The organism is Amycolatopsis sp. (assembly GCF_035276945.1).
Taxonomy (GTDB): Bacteria; Actinomycetota; Actinomycetes; order Mycobacteriales; family Pseudonocardiaceae; genus Amycolatopsis_E.
Genome location: NZ_DATELF010000051.1, coordinates 101,513 through 117,076 on the forward strand (window position 1 = coordinate 101,513; position 15,564 = coordinate 117,076).

Sequence of the window (15,564 nt, forward strand, 5' to 3'; positions counted from 1 at the left end):
GCCCGGGTGCCGACCACCATCGGGTTCGACCTCGACATGACCCTCATCGATCCGCGGCCGGGGATGGTCGCCGTGATGAACGCGCTCGGTGAGGAGAGCGGGCTGCCGCTGGACGGCGAGTACTTCGCCGCCCACCTCGGCCCCCCGCTGGACCACGTGCTCCGGGACTCCGGCGCGCCGGAAGACCGCATTCCCGCGCTGGTCACCAGGTTCCGCGAGCTCTACCCGGACATCGTGGTCGCCTCGACGGTCGCGTTGCCGGGCGCGCACCAGGCACTGGCGGCGGTGCGCCGGGTGGGCGGCCGGACGCTGGTGGTCACCGGAAAGTACCGGCCGAACGCCGCGCGGCACGTCAAGGCGCTCGGTTTCGACGTCGACGTGCTCATCGGCGAGTTGTGGGCACACCAGAAGGCGACGGCGCTGAAGGAGTACGGCGCAGCTGCCTATGTGGGCGACCATCTCGGGGACGTTCGTGGCGCGCAGGCCGCGAACGTGGTCCCGATCGGCGTCGCCACCGGCCCGTGCACCCGCGACGAGCTTCTCGCCGCCGGGGCAAAAGTCGTCTTCGACACACTCGCCGAGTTCCCCGCCTGGCTGGCGGTCAGCGGGCTCGGTGTTCCCTGACGAGCGCGATCAGGCCGAGCGCGATGCCGAGCGGGGTCGCCACCCCGGCCGCCGCGCTCAGCCAGACCGGCAGGTCACGTAGGCCCGCGGCGAACATGACGAATACGGCCAGCACGGCGAGTACGCCCACTGCGAACACACCTATGCCCAGCCGCATGAGCCAGGGTTTGCGAGGGTATGTCTTCGCCGAAGTTCCCATGCGTCAAAGGTTAGAACGCGCTATCCACTCCCCATAGGGCACGTTTCAGCGATAGGCTGAACGGTACGCGTCCCGGGTACGCCCAGGGCGCGTTCGTCGTGTAACAGAGTGAAGGAATTGGGTGAGGGCAGTGCCGACCGGCAAGGTCAAGTGGTACGACGCGGAGAAGGGGTTCGGTTTCGTCACGCAGGACGGTGGCGAAGACGTCTACATCCGCAAGACCGCGCTCCCGCACGGCGTCGAGGCACTCAAGGCAGGTCAGCGGCTGGAGTTCGGCGTGGCCGACGGCAGGCGCGGCCCGCAGGCCCTTTCCGTCCGCCTGCTCGACGCCCCGCCGTCGGTGGTGGAGGCGCGGCGCAGGCCGGCCGAGGAGCTGCACGGCCTCATCGAGGACATGATCAAGTTGCTGGAGATGAAGGTCCAGCCCGATCTGCGCCGGGGCCGCTACCCGGACCGCCGGCACACCAAGCGGATCGCCGAGGTGATGCGGGCCGTCGCGCGCGACCTCGACCCGTAGGCCACGGGAAAACGCTTAACCGGGCTGAACCTGCAGCGACCAGTAGGCGCGGGCGAGAAGCTGGGGATTGCCGTTTTCGTCGAGGACCGGATTACCCGCCGCGTCCGCGGCGTAGGCCGCCCCCAGCTGCTGCACCTCGACCACCATGAGCTGATCCGCGGGCGTGTCCGAAGTGGCCGTGTAGGCGAGCTTGGCGTTGGGCGAAAAGAACTGTTGCTTGGCCTTGAGCGTGCCGGTGGCGTCGGCGTACTGGGTGATCACCAGCCACGGCGTGTCGCCGATCTCCGACGGCACCGACACCTGCACCGGCTTGCCCGGGCGGACCTTGAGGCTGACCGCGGCGTCCGGGTCCGCGGTGCAGTCGCGTACCAGCGCGTCGCATTCCTTCAGCGGCCTGGCGTTCACCGTGTGGCCGTCCGAATAGAAGGTGACCTCGGGCGGCCCCGCGGCCGAGCATCCGCTCAGCGCGAGCACGCCACCGACCAGCACCACCACGTTGCGCCACAGCCTCCGCATGGGTGAAACACTACGAGTCGGCAGTGCGCGCCGGGTGTCGGGGCCGCCTGCCGCCCAGACCCGGCAGCAGCGAAGTCCCGCTCCGGACCAGGAAGGTCTGCGCCAGCCCGATCGCCAGCAGCAGCGAAACCACCAGGAAGCCGACCCAGTAGATGGGCGGTAGCAGCAATCCGACCGCGCCGCCGAAGACCCACGCGAGCTGCAACACGGTTTCCGATCGGCCGAACGCCGAGGCCCGCGACTCCTCGGGCAGGTCCTCCTGGATCACCGCGTCCAGGCTCACCTTCGCCAGCGCGCTGGCCGTGGCGCCCACGAGGCCGACGATCGCGGCCGTGACGATCCCGGCGAAGATCGCGCCGAGCACGGTCGAGACCAGCGTCGCCACCCCGACGGCCAGCACCACCTGGTTGGGGTGCCCGAAATGCAGCCGGGAGCCCAGCCCGTTGCCGACGAACCCGCCCGCGCCCGCGGCCGCGCCGATGACACCGAGCATCAGCAACTGCACGAACGGGCTGTCCCCGCTGTGCTCGGCCTGCGCCTTCACGGCGAACGCGGCGAACATCATCAGGAACCCGGTGAGTACACGGATCGTCCCGTTGCCCCACAACGCGACCACGACGTCCTGGCCCAGCGGCTGGCGGCTCTTCCCGGCACGCAGCTTGAGCGTGGCCGGCACCTCACCCTCGGTGACCTCCACCCAGGCCGGAATGCGCATCGACTGCCACGCGGCCGCGAGACAGATCAGCGCCGTGAACCACAGCGCGCCCCCCGAGCCGAAGATCGAGTTCACCCCGCTGGCGACAGCGCCGAACACCCCGGCGGCGGCCAGGCCGAACACGGTCAGCCGCGCGTTGGTCTTGGACAGGGTGATCTCCGGCGGCAGCACCCGTGGCGTGATCGCCGACTTCAGCACGGTGAACGATTTGGACAGCACCATCATGCCCAGCGCGGCCGGGTACAGCCCCCAGTCGTCGAAGTGCAGCGCCATGATCGCCGCCATCAGCGCCTGCCCGAGCGACGACACGCACATGGCGAGCCGCCTGCCGCGCTGGATCCGGTCCAGTGCCGGTCCGATCACCGGTGCGACCAGCGCGAACGGGGCGATCGTGACGAGCAGGTAGAGCGCAACCTTGCCGCGGCCCTGCCCGCTGGTCGCGGCGAAGAACAGGGTGTTGGCCAGCGCCACGGCCATCGCCGCGTCACTGGCGTAGTTCAGCATCACCGCGTAGGTCAGCGACGTGAGCCCGGACTTCTCGGCGCCGTCGGCCTTCGTCGCCCGATGGAAGGCGTTGACGGCCCGGCCGCCGAGTTCGCGGCCGCGCATCATCGCGACGCGGGTGACCGTGATCTTCTTCGGGATACGCGGGAACGTGCCCGCGGCTGCCTCGCTGTGGTTGCGGTGGGTCTCCTCGCGCGGGGGCCGCGGATAACCGCCGTCGGTGTCGTAGTGCTCGTAGAGCGGTTCCGTCCTTCGCGGCGGCGGTTGCCGCGGTGGGTAAGGGCGGGCTCCGGGAGGCGGCGGGGCGGCGCGATCACTCCTCGGGTAAGGGTCGATCGGCTCCGTCATGTGCGGGGGGCGGCGTGCCTGATCTCGCGCGGCCACCGGGCGCCGGGGTGGGGCATCGGGACGCCACGGTTGGCCGGCCCCGGGTTCCGGCGTCCATTTCCGTTTGCGCCCCACGCGTCAATCTTGCCTGAACCTGCGTGGTTCTTCAGCACGCACCTCAACTCGCGGGCAGGAACCGTGCCCGGAATGTCACCGGCCAGAGCTTGCCGGTGATGAGGAACTCGTCGGTTCCGGGGATCGCCGCGATACCGTTGAGCACGTCCGCGCCCTGCTGCTGTTCGGCGGTGAGCAGGCCGGACGCGTCGATCAGCCCGGTGACCACGCCGGTCGCGGGATCGATGCGGAGGATGTAGTCGGTCTGCCAGACATTGGCGTAGACGTTGCCGTCCACGCACTCCAGTTCGTTGAGCTGGGAGTACGTCTTGTTCACCGAGTGGACGGTGACCTCGCCGAGCTCGGCGAAGCTCGCCGGGTCGCGAAAGGTGAGCCGGTCGGTGCCGTTGCTCATGACCAGCCTGCCCTGCTCGTGGCACAGTCCCCAGCCCTCGCCCTCGTACCTGACGCGGCGCAGCTCCGCCAGGGTGGCGGTGTCGCGCTCGATGGCGATGCCGTCCTTCCAGGTGAGCTGCCACATCGTGGGGCCGAGCACGGTGATGCCCTCGCCGAACATCGGGGACGGCAACGAGTCCGTGCTGATCGTGGGGGGCCGGCCCACCGGGCCGGCATGCACGAACGAGCGGTCCTCGAGCCCGGTGCTCTCGTACAGCGTTTCGCCGGAGATTTCCAGACCCTCGGTGAAGGACCCCCTGTCGTGCGGCAGGGTCGCCAGCACCTCGAGCCGCAAGCTCGGGACGTTGCCCTTGCTCGAGTTGGCGGTCGCGCAAGCGGTGAGCGTGACCACGAGGATGATGGCGAGAAGTATGCGCACGGGCACACCCTGACATGTCGGAAGTGAAGTCGCAGCCTCATCTGACCCGAACGTGTATCCCCGTCACCGCCGCTGCACAATTGACTTATGACGCTGCTGCTCACCCTGGACGACGGTTCCGTCCGGCGAGCCCTGGTCGACGCCGTCGAGTTTGCCCGCGAGGCCGCGGTCGCCGAAGCGGGGGCCGAGCAGGTCGGTCCGCACGCCGGGGTCCGGCACGAGGACGCCGTGGCCGTGAGTCACCTGTTCGAGGCGTGGGTGCCCGGCTACCGGGGCTGGCACTGGTCGGTCACGGTCGCCACCTGCGGGCTCGGCATGCCGGTGACGGTGAGCGAGGTCGTGCTCACGCCGGGACCGGAGGCGCTGGTCGCGCCGAAGTGGGTGCCGTGGGAGCGGCGGGTGCGGGCCGGTGACCTCGGGGTCGGCGACATCCTTCCCACCGACGGAGACGATCCGCGGCTGGTCCCCGCCTACCTGGCCTCCGACGACTCCGCGGTGGAAGCGGTCGCGCACGAGGCCGGGCTCGGCCGGGTGCACGTGCTTTCCCGCTTCGGTCGTCAGGAAGTGGCCTCACGGTGGCGTAACGGCGAGTTCGGGCCTCGCTCCGACATGGCCCGCAGCGCGCCGGGAAGCTGCGGCACGTGCGGGTTCTACCTGCCGCTGGCCGGCTCACTGCGAGCCGCGTTCGGCGTGTGCGGCAACGAGATCTCCCCGGCCGACGGGCATGTGGTCAACGCCGAGTACGGCTGTGGCGCGCATTCCGAGGTCGAGGTCGAGCTGACCTCCTCGGTGCCGGTGGCCGAACTGGTCTACGACGATTCGCTGCTGGACATGGAGCCGTTGGCCGACGCGGTCCACGCCGATGACGGCGAATGACCCTCTCGTGACCGAGGATCCCTTCGGCACCGAAGCCCTGCGGGAGTCCGTGCTGCGCTCGTGGCGCGACTCGCCGACCCGGTTCACCGAGGACACCAACGCCGAACGTGATCTCCGGGTGGGCGCCTACCGCGACCGGCTCTTCGTGGAACTGGCGCAGAACGCCGCCGACGCGGCGATGTCCGTGGGCACGCCAGGTGCGGTCCGGGTGTCCGTTGTGGACGGTGAACTGCGGTTCGCGAACACCGGCGCCCCGCTGGATTCCGCCGGTGTCGAAGCGCTTTCCTCGCTGCGCGCGTCGCGGAAGGAGAACGGCGCGGTCGGCCAGTTCGGGGTCGGTTTCGCCGCGGTGCTCGCGGTCACCGGCGAACCCCGGGTGATCTCGCGGACCGGCGGGGTCGCGTTCTCGGCCGAGGCGACCCGGGAGGCGGCCGGGCGCGAGGGCGACGTTCCCGTGCTCCGGCTGCCGTGGCCTGCCGGTGACGAACCGCCGGAGGGCTTCGACACCGAGGTCCGGCTGCCGTTGGCCGACGACATCGACCCGGAGGACCTGCTCGACCGCTTGGCCGGGGAGGTCGAGGATCTGCTGCTCGCCCTGCCGTGGCTGGCGCGCGTCGAGGTCGACGGCGTCGCCTGGACCAGATCCGAAGTCGACGGTCTGGTCGAGCTGTCCGCGCCGGATTCCGTCCGGCGCTGGCTGACCTGGAACGGGAATGGGTGCGTCTGGGCCGTTCCCTTCGACGGTGAGCCGGAAGCGTTTTCACACGACGTGCTGCACGCTCCGACACCGACCGACGAGCGGCTGTCGCTGCCCGCCCGCTTGCTTGCTTCCGTGCCGCTCGAGCCGTCGCGCCGCCGTCTGCTTCCAGGTTCGGAAGCGGCACTCCGGACGGCGGCTTGGGGCTACCCCGAACTGGTTCGCCTCCTCGCGCCGGAGCAGCGCCTCGCCCTGGTGCCACGGGCCGGGTTCCCGCTGTCCGAAGTAGACGGCCAGTTGCGGGAGCTGGTGCTCCGGGAGCTGGCCGGGCAGGCGTGGCTGCCCGCCGCCGCGGGTGGCGAGCTGCCTTGTTCGGGCGCGCGCGTACTGAGCGTCGATTCGCCGGAACTGGTCGAGTTGCTGGCGGAGATCGTGCCGCGGCTGGCCACGCCGTGCGGTCCCGACGCCGTGGGCGCGCTCGCCGTCGTCGGCGCCGAGCGGCTCGACATGCCGGAACTGGTCGAGATCCTGACCGGCGTCGACCGTCCGGTCGCCTGGTGGCATTCCCTTTACGAAGTCCTGCTGACGTTGCTGGAGGCGCACTCCGTCTCCACCGACGACCTCGGGGCACTGCCGGTTCCGCTGGCCGACGGCCGGACCGTGCCCGGTCCCCGTGGTGCCCTGCAGTTCGGCGGCGAACTGCTGGATTTGCTGGCACGGGCGGAGGTGACCGGCCTGCGTCTGGTGCACCCTGACGCCGCTCATACTCTGCTTGAGCGCCTCGGCGCGAAACGAGCCGACGCGGGCGACCTGCTCGACGCGCCCGCGCTGCGGGAAGCGGTGGACCGCAGCGTCGAAGACGCACAGTCCGGTTTGGACACTCTGCCGCTCGCCGAGGCCGTGCTGCGACTGGCGTCGGAGGCCGGGGTGAGCGGGCTGGGCGCGCTCGCACTGCCCACTGAGGACACTTGGCGGCGAGCCGACGAGCTGATCTTGCCCGGTTCGCCGCTGCTCGAGGTGTTCGATCCCGACATGCTTGGTCCGGACGGCCCGTATTCCGTGCTGGATCCCGATTTCGCCGCGGATTGGCCCGCCGGCGCGTTGACGAGGGTCGGGGCGGTCGAAGGTTTCGCGGTGGCCGGCGGGGAGATCCGCGATCTCGACCTGGTCGCCGACGAAGCGTGGCCGCAGGCGCTGGGGTTGCTCGCCGGTGAGCGGGAAACCTGGCAGGCGCTGAGCGGTCCGTCCGGCCAGTGGCTCGCCCGGAACGCGGTGCTCGCCGGCCGCGCGCCGGAGGACTGGCGGATGCCGGACGCCACGGCGTTGGCCGGGTTGTACGACCCGGTGCCCGAGGTCGGCGTCCGGAGCGGGTCTGGAGGCTTGGCCCCAGGCGGGATCTGGGGGTTGCACCCCCAGAAAGCGCTGGACGTGCTCGCCGCGATCGGCGTGCGCACCGAACTGGGTGTCGCCGATCTCGACGACGCGGCCGACCTGCTGGACCGGCTGGGTGACCCATCGCGCTCGATCGCGTCCGGCCTGACGTCGCGGGCTTATGCGGCCGTGGCGGACGCCGATCTCGACTGGTCCGAACTGGCTCCGCCCGAACGGGTGCGCGCCGTCGACGGCACGGTGCTCGACGCCGAACACGCCGCCGTCCTCGACCGGCCGTGGCTGGTCCCCGTCTGGCCGTCGGACCGGCTGGTCGCCGTCGAGTTGTTCGAGGTGCCGGGGCGGGCCGAACTGCTGGCCGAGTTGCTGGACGTTCCGGTGCTGAGCGAACTGGTTTCGGCGCGCGTACCGGACGATGGTGAGTACGTTCCGTGGTTGGAGCTGACCGCGATCACCCTGGTGGCCGAGTTGCTCGACATCCCGCTGCCGGACGGCGGAGTACTCGTGCACGAAGAGTTGGCGGTCGAGGTCGACGGTGTCAAGCGTGCCGCGCCGTGGTGGGTCGAAAGTGGTCGGTTTCACGGGGAACATCACGCGGAGGACACGCCGTTCGGTCTCGCCCGCGCCTTCGCCTGGGCCTGCGAGCGCTGGCCCGACCGGCACCTGATCACGGCCCTGCTCGAGGGCTCGGACCCGGTGGCGGCGTACGCCTAGCGCCCGCGCAGCGGCCGGAAAGCCGAACTCGCCCACCGCGAAAGCTGGACTCGCCCACCGCGAAAGCTGGACTCGCGCGTCGCGAAAGCTGGACTCGCGCGTCGGGAGACCTGGACTCGCCTGTCGCGAGGACGGACTCGCGCGGTTAGAGGCCGGTTTGGGCGCTTCTCGAGCCGCGGCGGGCGGCGGCGCGTTGCCAGCTCATGATGCCCAGGCCCATGCAGCTGATCACGACGCCGGCGACGGTGGTCCACAGCCACACGCCGGGCGCCTGGTCGCTGATGAGCGCGTGGACCAGCAACACCACGAAGGCGGCCAGCCACAGCCCGGTGCCGACCAGCACGATCGGGAACAGGTCGATCAGCCGGGGCGGCAGCTCGGGTACCGGACGCAAGGTGCCCTTCGCCACCCGGGAGTTGATCGAATCGGCCACGTCAGGAAGGCTACCCGCGGATGCGCGGTTAACCCGATCGGGTTCGAAACAAGGTGGGACGGCATGTCGACGATCGACCGGTTCTTCCGGATCAGCGAACGGGGCTCGACCACCGGGCGGGAAATCCGCGGCGGTCTGGTCACCTTCGTCACGATGGCTTACATCGTCGTGCTCAACCCGCTGATCATCGGCAGTTTCTCGCCCACGGACGCCGGCGCGCACAAGGACGTGCTGGGCAACATCCTCCCGGTGCCGCAGGTCGCCGCGGTCACCGCGCTGGTGGCCGGTGTGATGACCATCATGATGGGACTGATCGCGCGGTACCCGTTCGCCATCGCCACCGGGCTCGGCATCAACAGCCTGGTCGCGGTCACCATCGCCCCGCAGGTCACCTGGCCGGAGGCGATGGGCCTGGTGGTGATCGAGGGCCTGATCATCGTGCTGCTGGTGTTCACCGGATTCCGCACCGCGGTGTTCAACGCCGTGCCCGCGGCGCTCAAGTCGGCCATCGCGGTCGGCATCGGCCTGTTCATCTGCTTCATCGGCCTGGTCGACGCCGGGTTCGTGCGGCGGCTGCCGGACGCGGCGAACACCACGGTGCCGGTGGGCCTGGGCATCGGCGGATCGATCGCGTCCTGGCCGACCGCGGTGTTCGTGGCCGGGCTGCTGATCACCGGGATCCTGGTGGCGAAGCGGGTGCGCGGCGGCATCCTGATCGGCGTGCTCGCCACGACCGTGCTGGCGATCATCGTCGAGTCCCTCGTGCACGCGGGCCCGTCCAACGGCACCAACCCGAAGGGCTGGAACCTCGGTTACCCGGCGCTGCCCAGCCGGATCGTCGGCCTGCCCGATCTGTCGCTGGTCGGGCAGGTGTCCTTCGGCGCGTGGACGCGGTTGCCGGTGCTCACCGTGATCCTGCTGGTGTTCACGCTCGTGCTGGCCGACTTCTTCGACGCGATGGGCACCATGACCGGCCTGGCCAAGGAAGCCGGACAGCTCGCTCCCGACGGGCAACTGCCGCGTGTCGGCCGGGCGCTGTTCGTCGAGGGCCTGGCGGGAGCGGCCGGCGGGTTCGGCTCGGCCAGTTCCAACACGGTCTTCGTGGAGTCCGCCTCCGGTATCGCCGAGGGTGCCAGGACGGGCCTGGCGAACATCGTCACCGGGATCCTGTTCATCGCGGCGATGTTCCTCACCCCGCTGTACCAGTCGGTGCCGGTCGAAGCGGCCGCGCCCGCGCTGGTGGTGGTCGGTGCGCTGCTCATCGGCCAGGTCCGCGACATCGACTTCACCGACTTCTCCGTGGCACTGCCCGCGTTCCTCACGATCGTGGTGATGCCGTTCACCTACTCGATCGCCAACGGCATCGGCGCCGGGTTCATCAGCTACACGGTGATCCGGGTGGCAACGGGCAAGATCCGTGAGATCCACCCGCTGATGTGGGTCATCTCGCTGGCGTTCGTCGTCTACTTCGCCATCGGCCCCATCCAAGCCGCCCTCCGGTGACCTGGTTGTTCAGGCGATGGCGGCGATGTCGCCGTCGTCGAAGTAGATCGCGCGTGCCGCTGATCGCGGCAGCGTAGCGGGCAGGCACGTCCAGGCCCGACACCTTGCCCTGCTCGATCTGGGAGACCCGTCCCTCGGTGACGCCCATCCGGTCGGCGAGATGCTGCTGGGTCAGACCGCGACTGCGGTGTGGATCGTAAGGTATGCTAAATATGTGTCCGATATGCGGGAGCCTGCGCTGGCGAGCCGGTTGCGGCTCGCGGTGGTGCGGCTGAACCGCAAATTGAGGGCACAGCGGGCCGGCCAGAACGTCACGCTGACGCAGCTCGCGGCGTTGTCCACGCTGTACAAGTGCGGGTCGCTCACGCCGAGCAAACTGGCCGCGAAGGAAGGCGTCCAGCCGCCGTCGATGACGAGGGTGATCGCGGCGCTCGAAGACCTCGGGTACGTCGAGCGCAGCCCGCACCCCACCGACGGGAGGCAGTCGATCGTGACGCTGACCCCGGTGGGCCTGAGCTTCGTGCGGGAGACGATCTCCGTTCGTGAGGCCTGGTTGGACCGCAAGCTGGCGGAGTTGAGCGGCGAGGAGCGCGAAGTGCTCTCCCACGCCGCCGAGATCATCGACAGGATGGCGGGGAACGAATAACAGTGCGGCCGAACACGGGTGGCGAGCAGAAGTCCTTTCCGACAACCACAGCTACCCGGGGACAGGCCCCACCACCGGCCCGTAAAGAAAGCATGTTCGCCTCCCTGCGAGTGCGGAACTACCGGCTGTTCTTTTCCGGTCAGGTGATCTCCAACATCGGCACCTGGATGCAGCGCATCGCCCAGGACTGGCTCGTGTTCCGGCTTTCCGGGAACAGCCCGGTCGCGCTCGGCGTCGCGGTGGCTCTGCAGTTCGCGCCGACGCTGCTGCTGTCACTGTGGGCCGGGGTACTCGCCGACCGCATGGACAAGCGCAGACTGTGCGTCTTCATCCAGAGCGGCTCGGCCGTGCAGGCGCTGGTGCTGGGGCTGCTCGACGTGACGGGCGTTGTCACGCTGTGGCAGGTGTACGTGCTGTGCGTCGTGCTCGGCGCGTTCACCGCGCTGGATGTGCCCGCCCGGCAGGCCTTCGTGGCGGAAATGGTGGGGCGCAAGCAGATCGCCAACGCGGTCGCGCTCAACTCGTCGGTGTTCAACATGGCCCGGATCGTCGGCCCAGCGATCGCCGGGTTCGCGATCACCCTGGTGGGGACGGGCTGGATGTTCCTGGCGAACGCGGTGAGCACCCTCGCCGTGATCGCCGGCCTGTTGCTGATGAACTCCGACCAGCTCTACCGTGCGCCGGCGCTCGCGCGCACCAAGGGCCAGCTTCGCGAAGGGCTCGCCTACGTCCGCGGCCGGTTGGACCTGGTGACCGTGATGGCCCTGATGTTCTTCGTGAGCACCTTCGGCATCACCTTCTTCACGTCACTGGCCATCATCGCCGGGAACGTGTTCGGCACCGAGGCCGACGGCTACGGCCTGTTGTCCACCTTGCTCGCGGTGGGCAGCTTCACCGGCTCGCTGCTGGCCGCGCGCCGCGGCGCGAAGGGCAAGCCCCGGGTTCGCCTGCTGCTGGCCGCCGCGTTCGGCCTTGGCGCGGTGGAGTTCTTCGCCGGGCTCATGCCGACGTATCTGGCGTTCGGCCTGGCCCTGGTGCCGCTGGGGTTCGCCACGATCACCTTCCTCAACACCGCCAACGCACTGGTCCAGACCGCGGTCGGCCCCGAGATGCGGGGCCGGGTGATGGGCATCTACGTGCTGGTGATGATCGGCGGCAATCCGGTCGGCGGGCCGATGGTCGGCTGGATGGCCGACACCTTCGGCGGCCGGTCGCCGTTCTTCGTCGGCGGCGTTGTCTCCATGCTCGCCGCGGCCGTCTGCGCGGTCGCGCTGCTCCGCCGAGGCGGGGTGACCTGGCGGGCCCGCCCGTTCACCGGTTTCCATGTGCTGTTCACCGGCAGGGCAAGCCCGTCAGGCGGTACCGAGCAGAGCGGGCAGGACCTTCTCGGCGAGCGCCTCGAGCGACCGGCCGCTGCCGGTGAAGGTCAGCTCCTGGACTGTGTCGTCGGTGAGCCTGATCGCCACCAAATCGGCGGTGACCAGGGCCGGCCTGCCGGCGATGGTGTCGGGATAACGCCGCGGCGAAACGGCGTCGGTGTAGGCGACCTGGATGCCGCGGACGGTGCAGCGGCCGTCGAATGCCGGTCTGGGGGTACCTGCGAGTTCTCGGGCCAGCCGGGTGCACAGCTGCCACGAGATCGCCGGCCACGGTGAGTCGAGAATGCCGTGACCTGGCACCGGATCGGCTTGACGCATCGGGATGGTCCCGTCCGGTGCCACCGGCGGCAGCGGCAGATCGGCCGTCATGGTCGTTGCGACCACTTCACGGGCGACCGTGGTGATCAGCTCGTCCAGCGCCGGTCCCGGGCGATCCGTGGCCCGGCTGAAACCCACGCGGAGGTAGGGCCGGATCTGGTCGGTCGGTGCCGCGGCGACCAGGCGCACGTTCAGCCGCGCGTTCACCTTCGGCTCGGGGAACTCGACCTCGCCCGGGTGCCCGGCGATGTCCACCTGGCGGGCTTCCCGCACGGCCGCGGGCGTCCCGTCGAGATCCAGGCTGACGTCCAGCGTCTCGGTGACGAGATGGCAGGACTTGCCCCTGACCTCGCGCAGAGTGGTCCCGCCGAGGAGGTGGTTCCAGCGTTCCTGGCTCAGCGCCTGGCACAGCACCTGTGGAACGGAATCCGGTGGTAACGCAGAGACCAGCTCACCCGCGGGGATCGGCACGGGACGCAGGGCGCGGCCTTCCCCGGTCGGCCAGGTGGTGGGCAGCAGCCCGGCGGTGCTCGCCTGCCCGCCCTGCTCGTGGCGTGTCCACAGATAACCCGTGGCAGCCGCGACGGAGGCGAAGAACAGCAGCACCGCGATGAGGATGGCGACCACTGTCGACGTCTTCACCCGGGGAGGCTACAGCGGTGCCAAGCGCTTCCGTTGAGGGCGGTGGTGGAAGCGGTCCGGTGCGGAAATCCCGGTCGCCGAAGATTGGCTTGCCGGATTGCTTAGGTTAGGCTAACCTCATGTCGTCGCTTCGTGGTGGGAGCGGCAGTCAGTTCGGGAACTGGCGGGATCCCGGTGCCGAGAGCGCCGGGATCCCGCTGAAAAAAGGGGCCCTTCCACGGTGGAAGGACCCCTTGCCGTGCGGCCGCTCAGAGCAGCAGGCCGTTGCCCCCGGCAACCGCGTTGTCGAAGCGCTTGCTGACCTCGGCCCAGTTGTAGACGTTCCAGAGAGCCTTGACGTAGTCCGCCTTGACGTTCTTGTAGTCCAGGTAGAACGCGTGCTCCCAGACGTCGACGAGCAGGATCGGCACCGTCGGCAGGATGAGGTTGTTGTGGTGGTCGCGCAGCTGCTGGGTGATCAGCGTCTTGCCGACCGGGTCCCAGGACAGCGCGGCCCAGCCGTTGCCCTGGATGGTGGTGGCGACCGCGGTGAACTGGGCCTGGAACTTGTCCCAGGAGCCGAACGCGTCGTCGATCGCCGAGCCCAGCTCGCCGGTGGGCTTGTCGCCGCCCTCGGGGGACAGGATCTTCCACCAGACGATGTGGTTGGCGTGCCCGGCCAGGTTGAAGGCCAGCGTGGTCTCCAGGCCGACGATCGAACCGAAGTCGCCCTTGTCCCGCGCCTCGGCGAGTTTGTCCAGGGTGTCGTTGGCGCCCTTGACATAGGTCGCGTGGTGCTTGGTGTGGTGCAGCTCGTTGATCTGACCGGAGATGTGGGGGGCGAGTGCGCCGTAGTCGTAGTCGAGATCGGGGAGCTCGTAGCGAGCCATCAAGGTCTCCTTCTTTTCGACGTCTGTGCGGTTCCAAACTAGTGGCAAGTTGACCGGTCTGCTAACCGGGGAGCCGCCGTCTCAGCATGTAAGCTCGACATTGATAGAGGTCAAGTAAGGTGAGCTTACTCACTCGCTCGGCCAGGTGTGCACGGGCTGTTCGCCGCGGGCGAGTTCGAGGTAGCGGGCAAGCATCCTGGCCAGCGCGGACTCGCGGTCGGCGCCTCGGCGCTCGGCGCACGCCACCGCCTCCCGCTGCCAGCGTGAGCCGTTACGTCTGGTCAGGCAGCGCTGCTCGATCAAGCCCAGATACCGGTCGATGGCCTCCTCGGCGACCTGCGAGTCGCGCAGGCCCTCACGGGCGAGCGGCAGCAGCACACGCAACACCAGTTCGTCCGGCGACGTCCAGCCGATCTGTGGCCAGTAGAGCTGCGCGTCGAAGCCGTTACGTGCGCCCGCGTACAGGTTCTCCTCCGCGGCATGGAAGGACATTTGTGTCCAAATTGGACGTTCTGTTTCGGCCAGTGCCCGCTGTGCACCGTAGAAGAACGCGGCGTTGGCCAGCATGTCCACCACCGTCGGCCCGGCGGGCAGCACCCTGTTCTCCACGCGCAGGTGCGGCACCCCGTCCACCACGTCGTAGACCGGCCGGTTCCAGCGCCACACCGTGCTGTTGTGCAGGCGCAACTCGGTCAGCTTCGGCGCCTGGCCGGACTCCAGTGCCTCCACCGGGTCCTCGGCGTCGGTCTCCGGAAGCAGGCCGGGGAAGTACCGGACGTTCTCCTCGAACAGGTCGAAGATCGAGGTGATCCAGCGTTCGCCGAACCAGACCCGCGGGCGAACGCCCTGGTTCTTCAGTTCCTCCGGCCGGGTGTCGGTGGCCTGCAGGAACAGCGGGATCCTGGTCTCGTGCCAAAGCGCCCTGCCCAGCAGGAACGGTGAGTTCGCGGCGAGCGCCACCTGCACCCCGGCCAGGCACTGCGCGGCGTTCCAGTGCGCCGCGAACTCCTCCGGCGTCACCTGCAGGTGCAGTTGGAGTGAGGTGCACGCGGCTTCGGGCAGGATCGATTCGGTCTGGGCACGCAGCCGTTCCGGCCCGCGCTCCGCCAGTCCGGCACCGTCGAGGGAGAGGATCGTGTGCTCGCCGCGCGCGGCCAGGATCTGGTCGTTGAGCAAGGTGTAGCGGGTGCTGTGCGTGATCCACTTCTGGTCGAAGTCGTCCAGCGCCAGCGTCGGCAGGATGCCGATCATCGCCAGCCGGACGTCGCAGTCGAGTGCCGTTTCCTGGGCGTGGGACAGGTATCGGCACACGTCGCGCTCCAACTCCACCAGGCAGGTGCCGGCCAGCGGTCGCGGCGGGACGTTGAGTTCCAGGTTGTGCTGGGACAGTTCGGTGGTGAACGACGGGCTGTCCAGTGCCTGGAGCACCATCGCGTTCGACATGGCCGGTCGCATCTTCGCGTCGACGAGATTCAGCTCCACCTCGAGCCCCACGTGCCGGCCCGGAAAGGAAAAGCCGCCGTCGGACAGCATTCGACCCAGGGTGTCCAGGCAGCGTTGTACCTTCCGGCGATATCTCGCGCGGTCCCGGTGGTCGAAACTGTCCGCCGAAAGGTCCTTACCCATTTATATCCCCGTCTGTTTATCCGGTGTGGCCCGGCCGACAAACATTCGCACAACGGACCTGCCGCCTACATCGGCCAAACTGGTGCTGTCCGCTACGTTGGGCTGACTTACTGTGATCGAT

General features: G+C 69.2%; 15 protein-coding genes and 1 pseudogene. 7 read left to right on the forward strand and 9 right to left on the reverse strand.

All coding sequences use genetic code 11. From position 1 onward, the window contains the following. The first annotated feature begins 6 nt into the window (after positions 1-6). Positions 7-624 carry an HAD family hydrolase gene (locus tag VJT49_RS08720; RefSeq protein ID WP_324164209.1) on the forward strand — a complete coding sequence of 206 codons (618 nt, stop codon included), beginning with the start codon at positions 7-9 and terminating at the stop codon, positions 622-624. On the opposite strand, the gene VJT49_RS08725 is transcribed toward VJT49_RS08720, so the two are convergent. Then, complete coding sequence (locus tag VJT49_RS08725) at positions 602-823, reverse strand: hypothetical protein (RefSeq protein ID WP_324164211.1); 222 nt, start codon at positions 821-823, stop codon at positions 602-604. The two genes, VJT49_RS08720 and VJT49_RS08725, sit on opposite strands and share 23 nt — an antisense overlap. Before the next feature lie 130 nt (positions 824-953). Between VJT49_RS08725 and VJT49_RS08730 the strand changes: the two genes are divergently transcribed. Further along, entirely contained in the window at positions 954-1,340 is a 387-nt protein-coding gene (locus VJT49_RS08730) for a cold-shock protein (protein WP_324164284.1), read from the forward strand. Positions 1,341-1,355: 15 nt separating this feature from the next. Here VJT49_RS08730 and VJT49_RS08735 read toward each other — a convergent pair whose 3' ends face one another. The 3 genes from VJT49_RS08735 to VJT49_RS08745 form a co-directional block, all read right to left on the reverse strand. Then, the gene (locus VJT49_RS08735) at positions 1,356-1,856 is read right to left on the reverse strand and encodes a DUF2771 family protein (protein ID WP_324164212.1); all 501 of its coding nucleotides are present in this window, start codon (positions 1,854-1,856) and stop codon (positions 1,356-1,358) included. Positions 1,857-1,866: 10 nt separating this feature from the next. Beyond that, on the reverse strand, positions 1,867-3,423 hold the full coding sequence (locus tag VJT49_RS08740; RefSeq protein ID WP_324164213.1) for an MFS transporter: 1,557 nt from the start codon (positions 3,421-3,423) through the stop codon (positions 1,867-1,869). A gap of 157 nt (positions 3,424-3,580) precedes the next feature. Continuing rightward, on the reverse strand, positions 3,581-4,351 hold the full coding sequence (locus VJT49_RS08745) for a glutaminyl-peptide cyclotransferase (protein ID WP_414635876.1): 771 nt from the start codon (positions 4,349-4,351) through the stop codon (positions 3,581-3,583). An 87-nt stretch (positions 4,352-4,438) separates the two neighbouring features. Between VJT49_RS08745 and VJT49_RS08750 the strand changes: the two genes are divergently transcribed. Both VJT49_RS08750 and VJT49_RS08755 read left to right on the forward strand, forming a co-directional pair. Further along, positions 4,439-5,227, forward strand: a complete 789-nt coding sequence (locus tag VJT49_RS08750) for a DUF3027 domain-containing protein (RefSeq protein WP_324164214.1) — start codon at positions 4,439-4,441, stop codon at positions 5,225-5,227. After that, a complete protein-coding gene (locus VJT49_RS08755; RefSeq protein ID WP_414635877.1) occupies positions 5,214-8,027 on the forward strand; it encodes a sacsin N-terminal ATP-binding-like domain-containing protein in 2,814 nt (937 codons plus the stop codon). Before VJT49_RS08750 ends, VJT49_RS08755 begins: the two co-directional genes overlap by 14 nt. Positions 8,028-8,172: 145 nt before the next feature. On the opposite strand, the gene VJT49_RS08760 is transcribed toward VJT49_RS08755, so the two are convergent. After that, entirely contained in the window at positions 8,173-8,460 is a 288-nt protein-coding gene (locus tag VJT49_RS08760) for a DUF2530 domain-containing protein (protein WP_324164216.1), read from the reverse strand. 63 nt (positions 8,461-8,523) lie between these two features. Here VJT49_RS08760 and VJT49_RS08765 point away from each other — a divergent pair, with 63 nt between their 5' ends. After that, complete coding sequence (locus tag VJT49_RS08765; RefSeq protein ID WP_324164217.1) at positions 8,524-9,963, forward strand: NCS2 family permease; 1,440 nt, start codon at positions 8,524-8,526, stop codon at positions 9,961-9,963. On the opposite strand, the gene VJT49_RS35130 is transcribed toward VJT49_RS08765, so the two are convergent. After that, positions 9,902-10,288, reverse strand: coding sequence for a helix-turn-helix domain-containing protein (locus tag VJT49_RS35130; protein WP_414635881.1), 387 nt, complete (start codon positions 10,286-10,288; stop codon positions 9,902-9,904). The genes VJT49_RS08765 and VJT49_RS35130 overlap by 62 nt on opposite strands. Here VJT49_RS35130 and VJT49_RS08770 point away from each other — a divergent pair. Continuing rightward, entirely contained in the window at positions 10,187-10,609 is a 423-nt protein-coding gene (locus VJT49_RS08770) for a MarR family transcriptional regulator (protein ID WP_324164286.1), read from the forward strand. The genes VJT49_RS35130 and VJT49_RS08770 overlap by 102 nt on opposite strands. 92 nt (positions 10,610-10,701) lie before the next feature. Beyond that, positions 10,702-11,940, forward strand: a pseudogene (locus VJT49_RS08775) (MFS transporter); the annotation flags it as partial. Positions 11,941-11,961: 21 nt separating this feature from the next. On the opposite strand, the gene VJT49_RS35135 reads toward VJT49_RS08775, so the two are convergent. The 3 genes from VJT49_RS35135 to VJT49_RS08785 all read right to left on the reverse strand — a co-directional run bounded on the left by VJT49_RS35135 (position 11,962) and on the right by VJT49_RS08785 (position 15,443). Beyond that, complete coding sequence (locus tag VJT49_RS35135) at positions 11,962-12,948, reverse strand: hypothetical protein (RefSeq protein WP_414635878.1); 987 nt, start codon at positions 12,946-12,948, stop codon at positions 11,962-11,964. A 248-nt stretch (positions 12,949-13,196) separates the two neighbouring features. Next, positions 13,197-13,817, reverse strand: coding sequence for a superoxide dismutase (locus VJT49_RS08780; RefSeq protein ID WP_324164219.1), 621 nt, complete (start codon positions 13,815-13,817; stop codon positions 13,197-13,199). A 129-nt stretch (positions 13,818-13,946) separates the two neighbouring features. Further along, positions 13,947-15,443 (reverse strand): glutamate--cysteine ligase, encoded by a 1,497-nt coding sequence (locus VJT49_RS08785; protein ID WP_324164220.1) that lies wholly within the window; start codon positions 15,441-15,443, stop codon positions 13,947-13,949. Positions 15,444-15,564 lie beyond the last annotated feature (121 nt).

What these genes read in the sequence shown, in the direction of transcription:
- VJT49_RS08725 (WP_324164211.1), bottom strand. Translation starts at nt 823, where the DNA reads ATGGGAACTTCGGCGAAGACATACCCTCGCAAACCCTGGCTCATGCGG.
- VJT49_RS08735 (WP_324164212.1), bottom strand. Translation starts at nt 1,856, where the DNA reads ATGCGGAGGCTGTGGCGCAACGTGGTGGTGCTGGTCGGTGGCGTGCTC.
- VJT49_RS08740 (WP_324164213.1), bottom strand. Translation starts at nt 3,423, where the DNA reads ATGACGGAGCCGATCGACCCTTACCCGAGGAGTGATCGCGCCGCCCCG.
- VJT49_RS08750 (WP_324164214.1), top strand. Translation starts at nt 4,439, where the DNA reads ATGACGCTGCTGCTCACCCTGGACGACGGTTCCGTCCGGCGAGCCCTG.
- VJT49_RS08755 (WP_414635877.1), top strand. Translation starts at nt 5,214, where the DNA reads ATGACGGCGAATGACCCTCTCGTGACCGAGGATCCCTTCGGCACCGAA.
- VJT49_RS08765 (WP_324164217.1), top strand. Translation starts at nt 8,524, where the DNA reads ATGTCGACGATCGACCGGTTCTTCCGGATCAGCGAACGGGGCTCGACC.
- VJT49_RS08770 (WP_324164286.1), top strand. Translation starts at nt 10,187, where the DNA reads ATGCGGGAGCCTGCGCTGGCGAGCCGGTTGCGGCTCGCGGTGGTGCGG.
- VJT49_RS08780 (WP_324164219.1), bottom strand. Translation starts at nt 13,817, where the DNA reads ATGGCTCGCTACGAGCTCCCCGATCTCGACTACGACTACGGCGCACTC.
- VJT49_RS08785 (WP_324164220.1), bottom strand. Translation starts at nt 15,443, where the DNA reads ATGGGTAAGGACCTTTCGGCGGACAGTTTCGACCACCGGGACCGCGCG.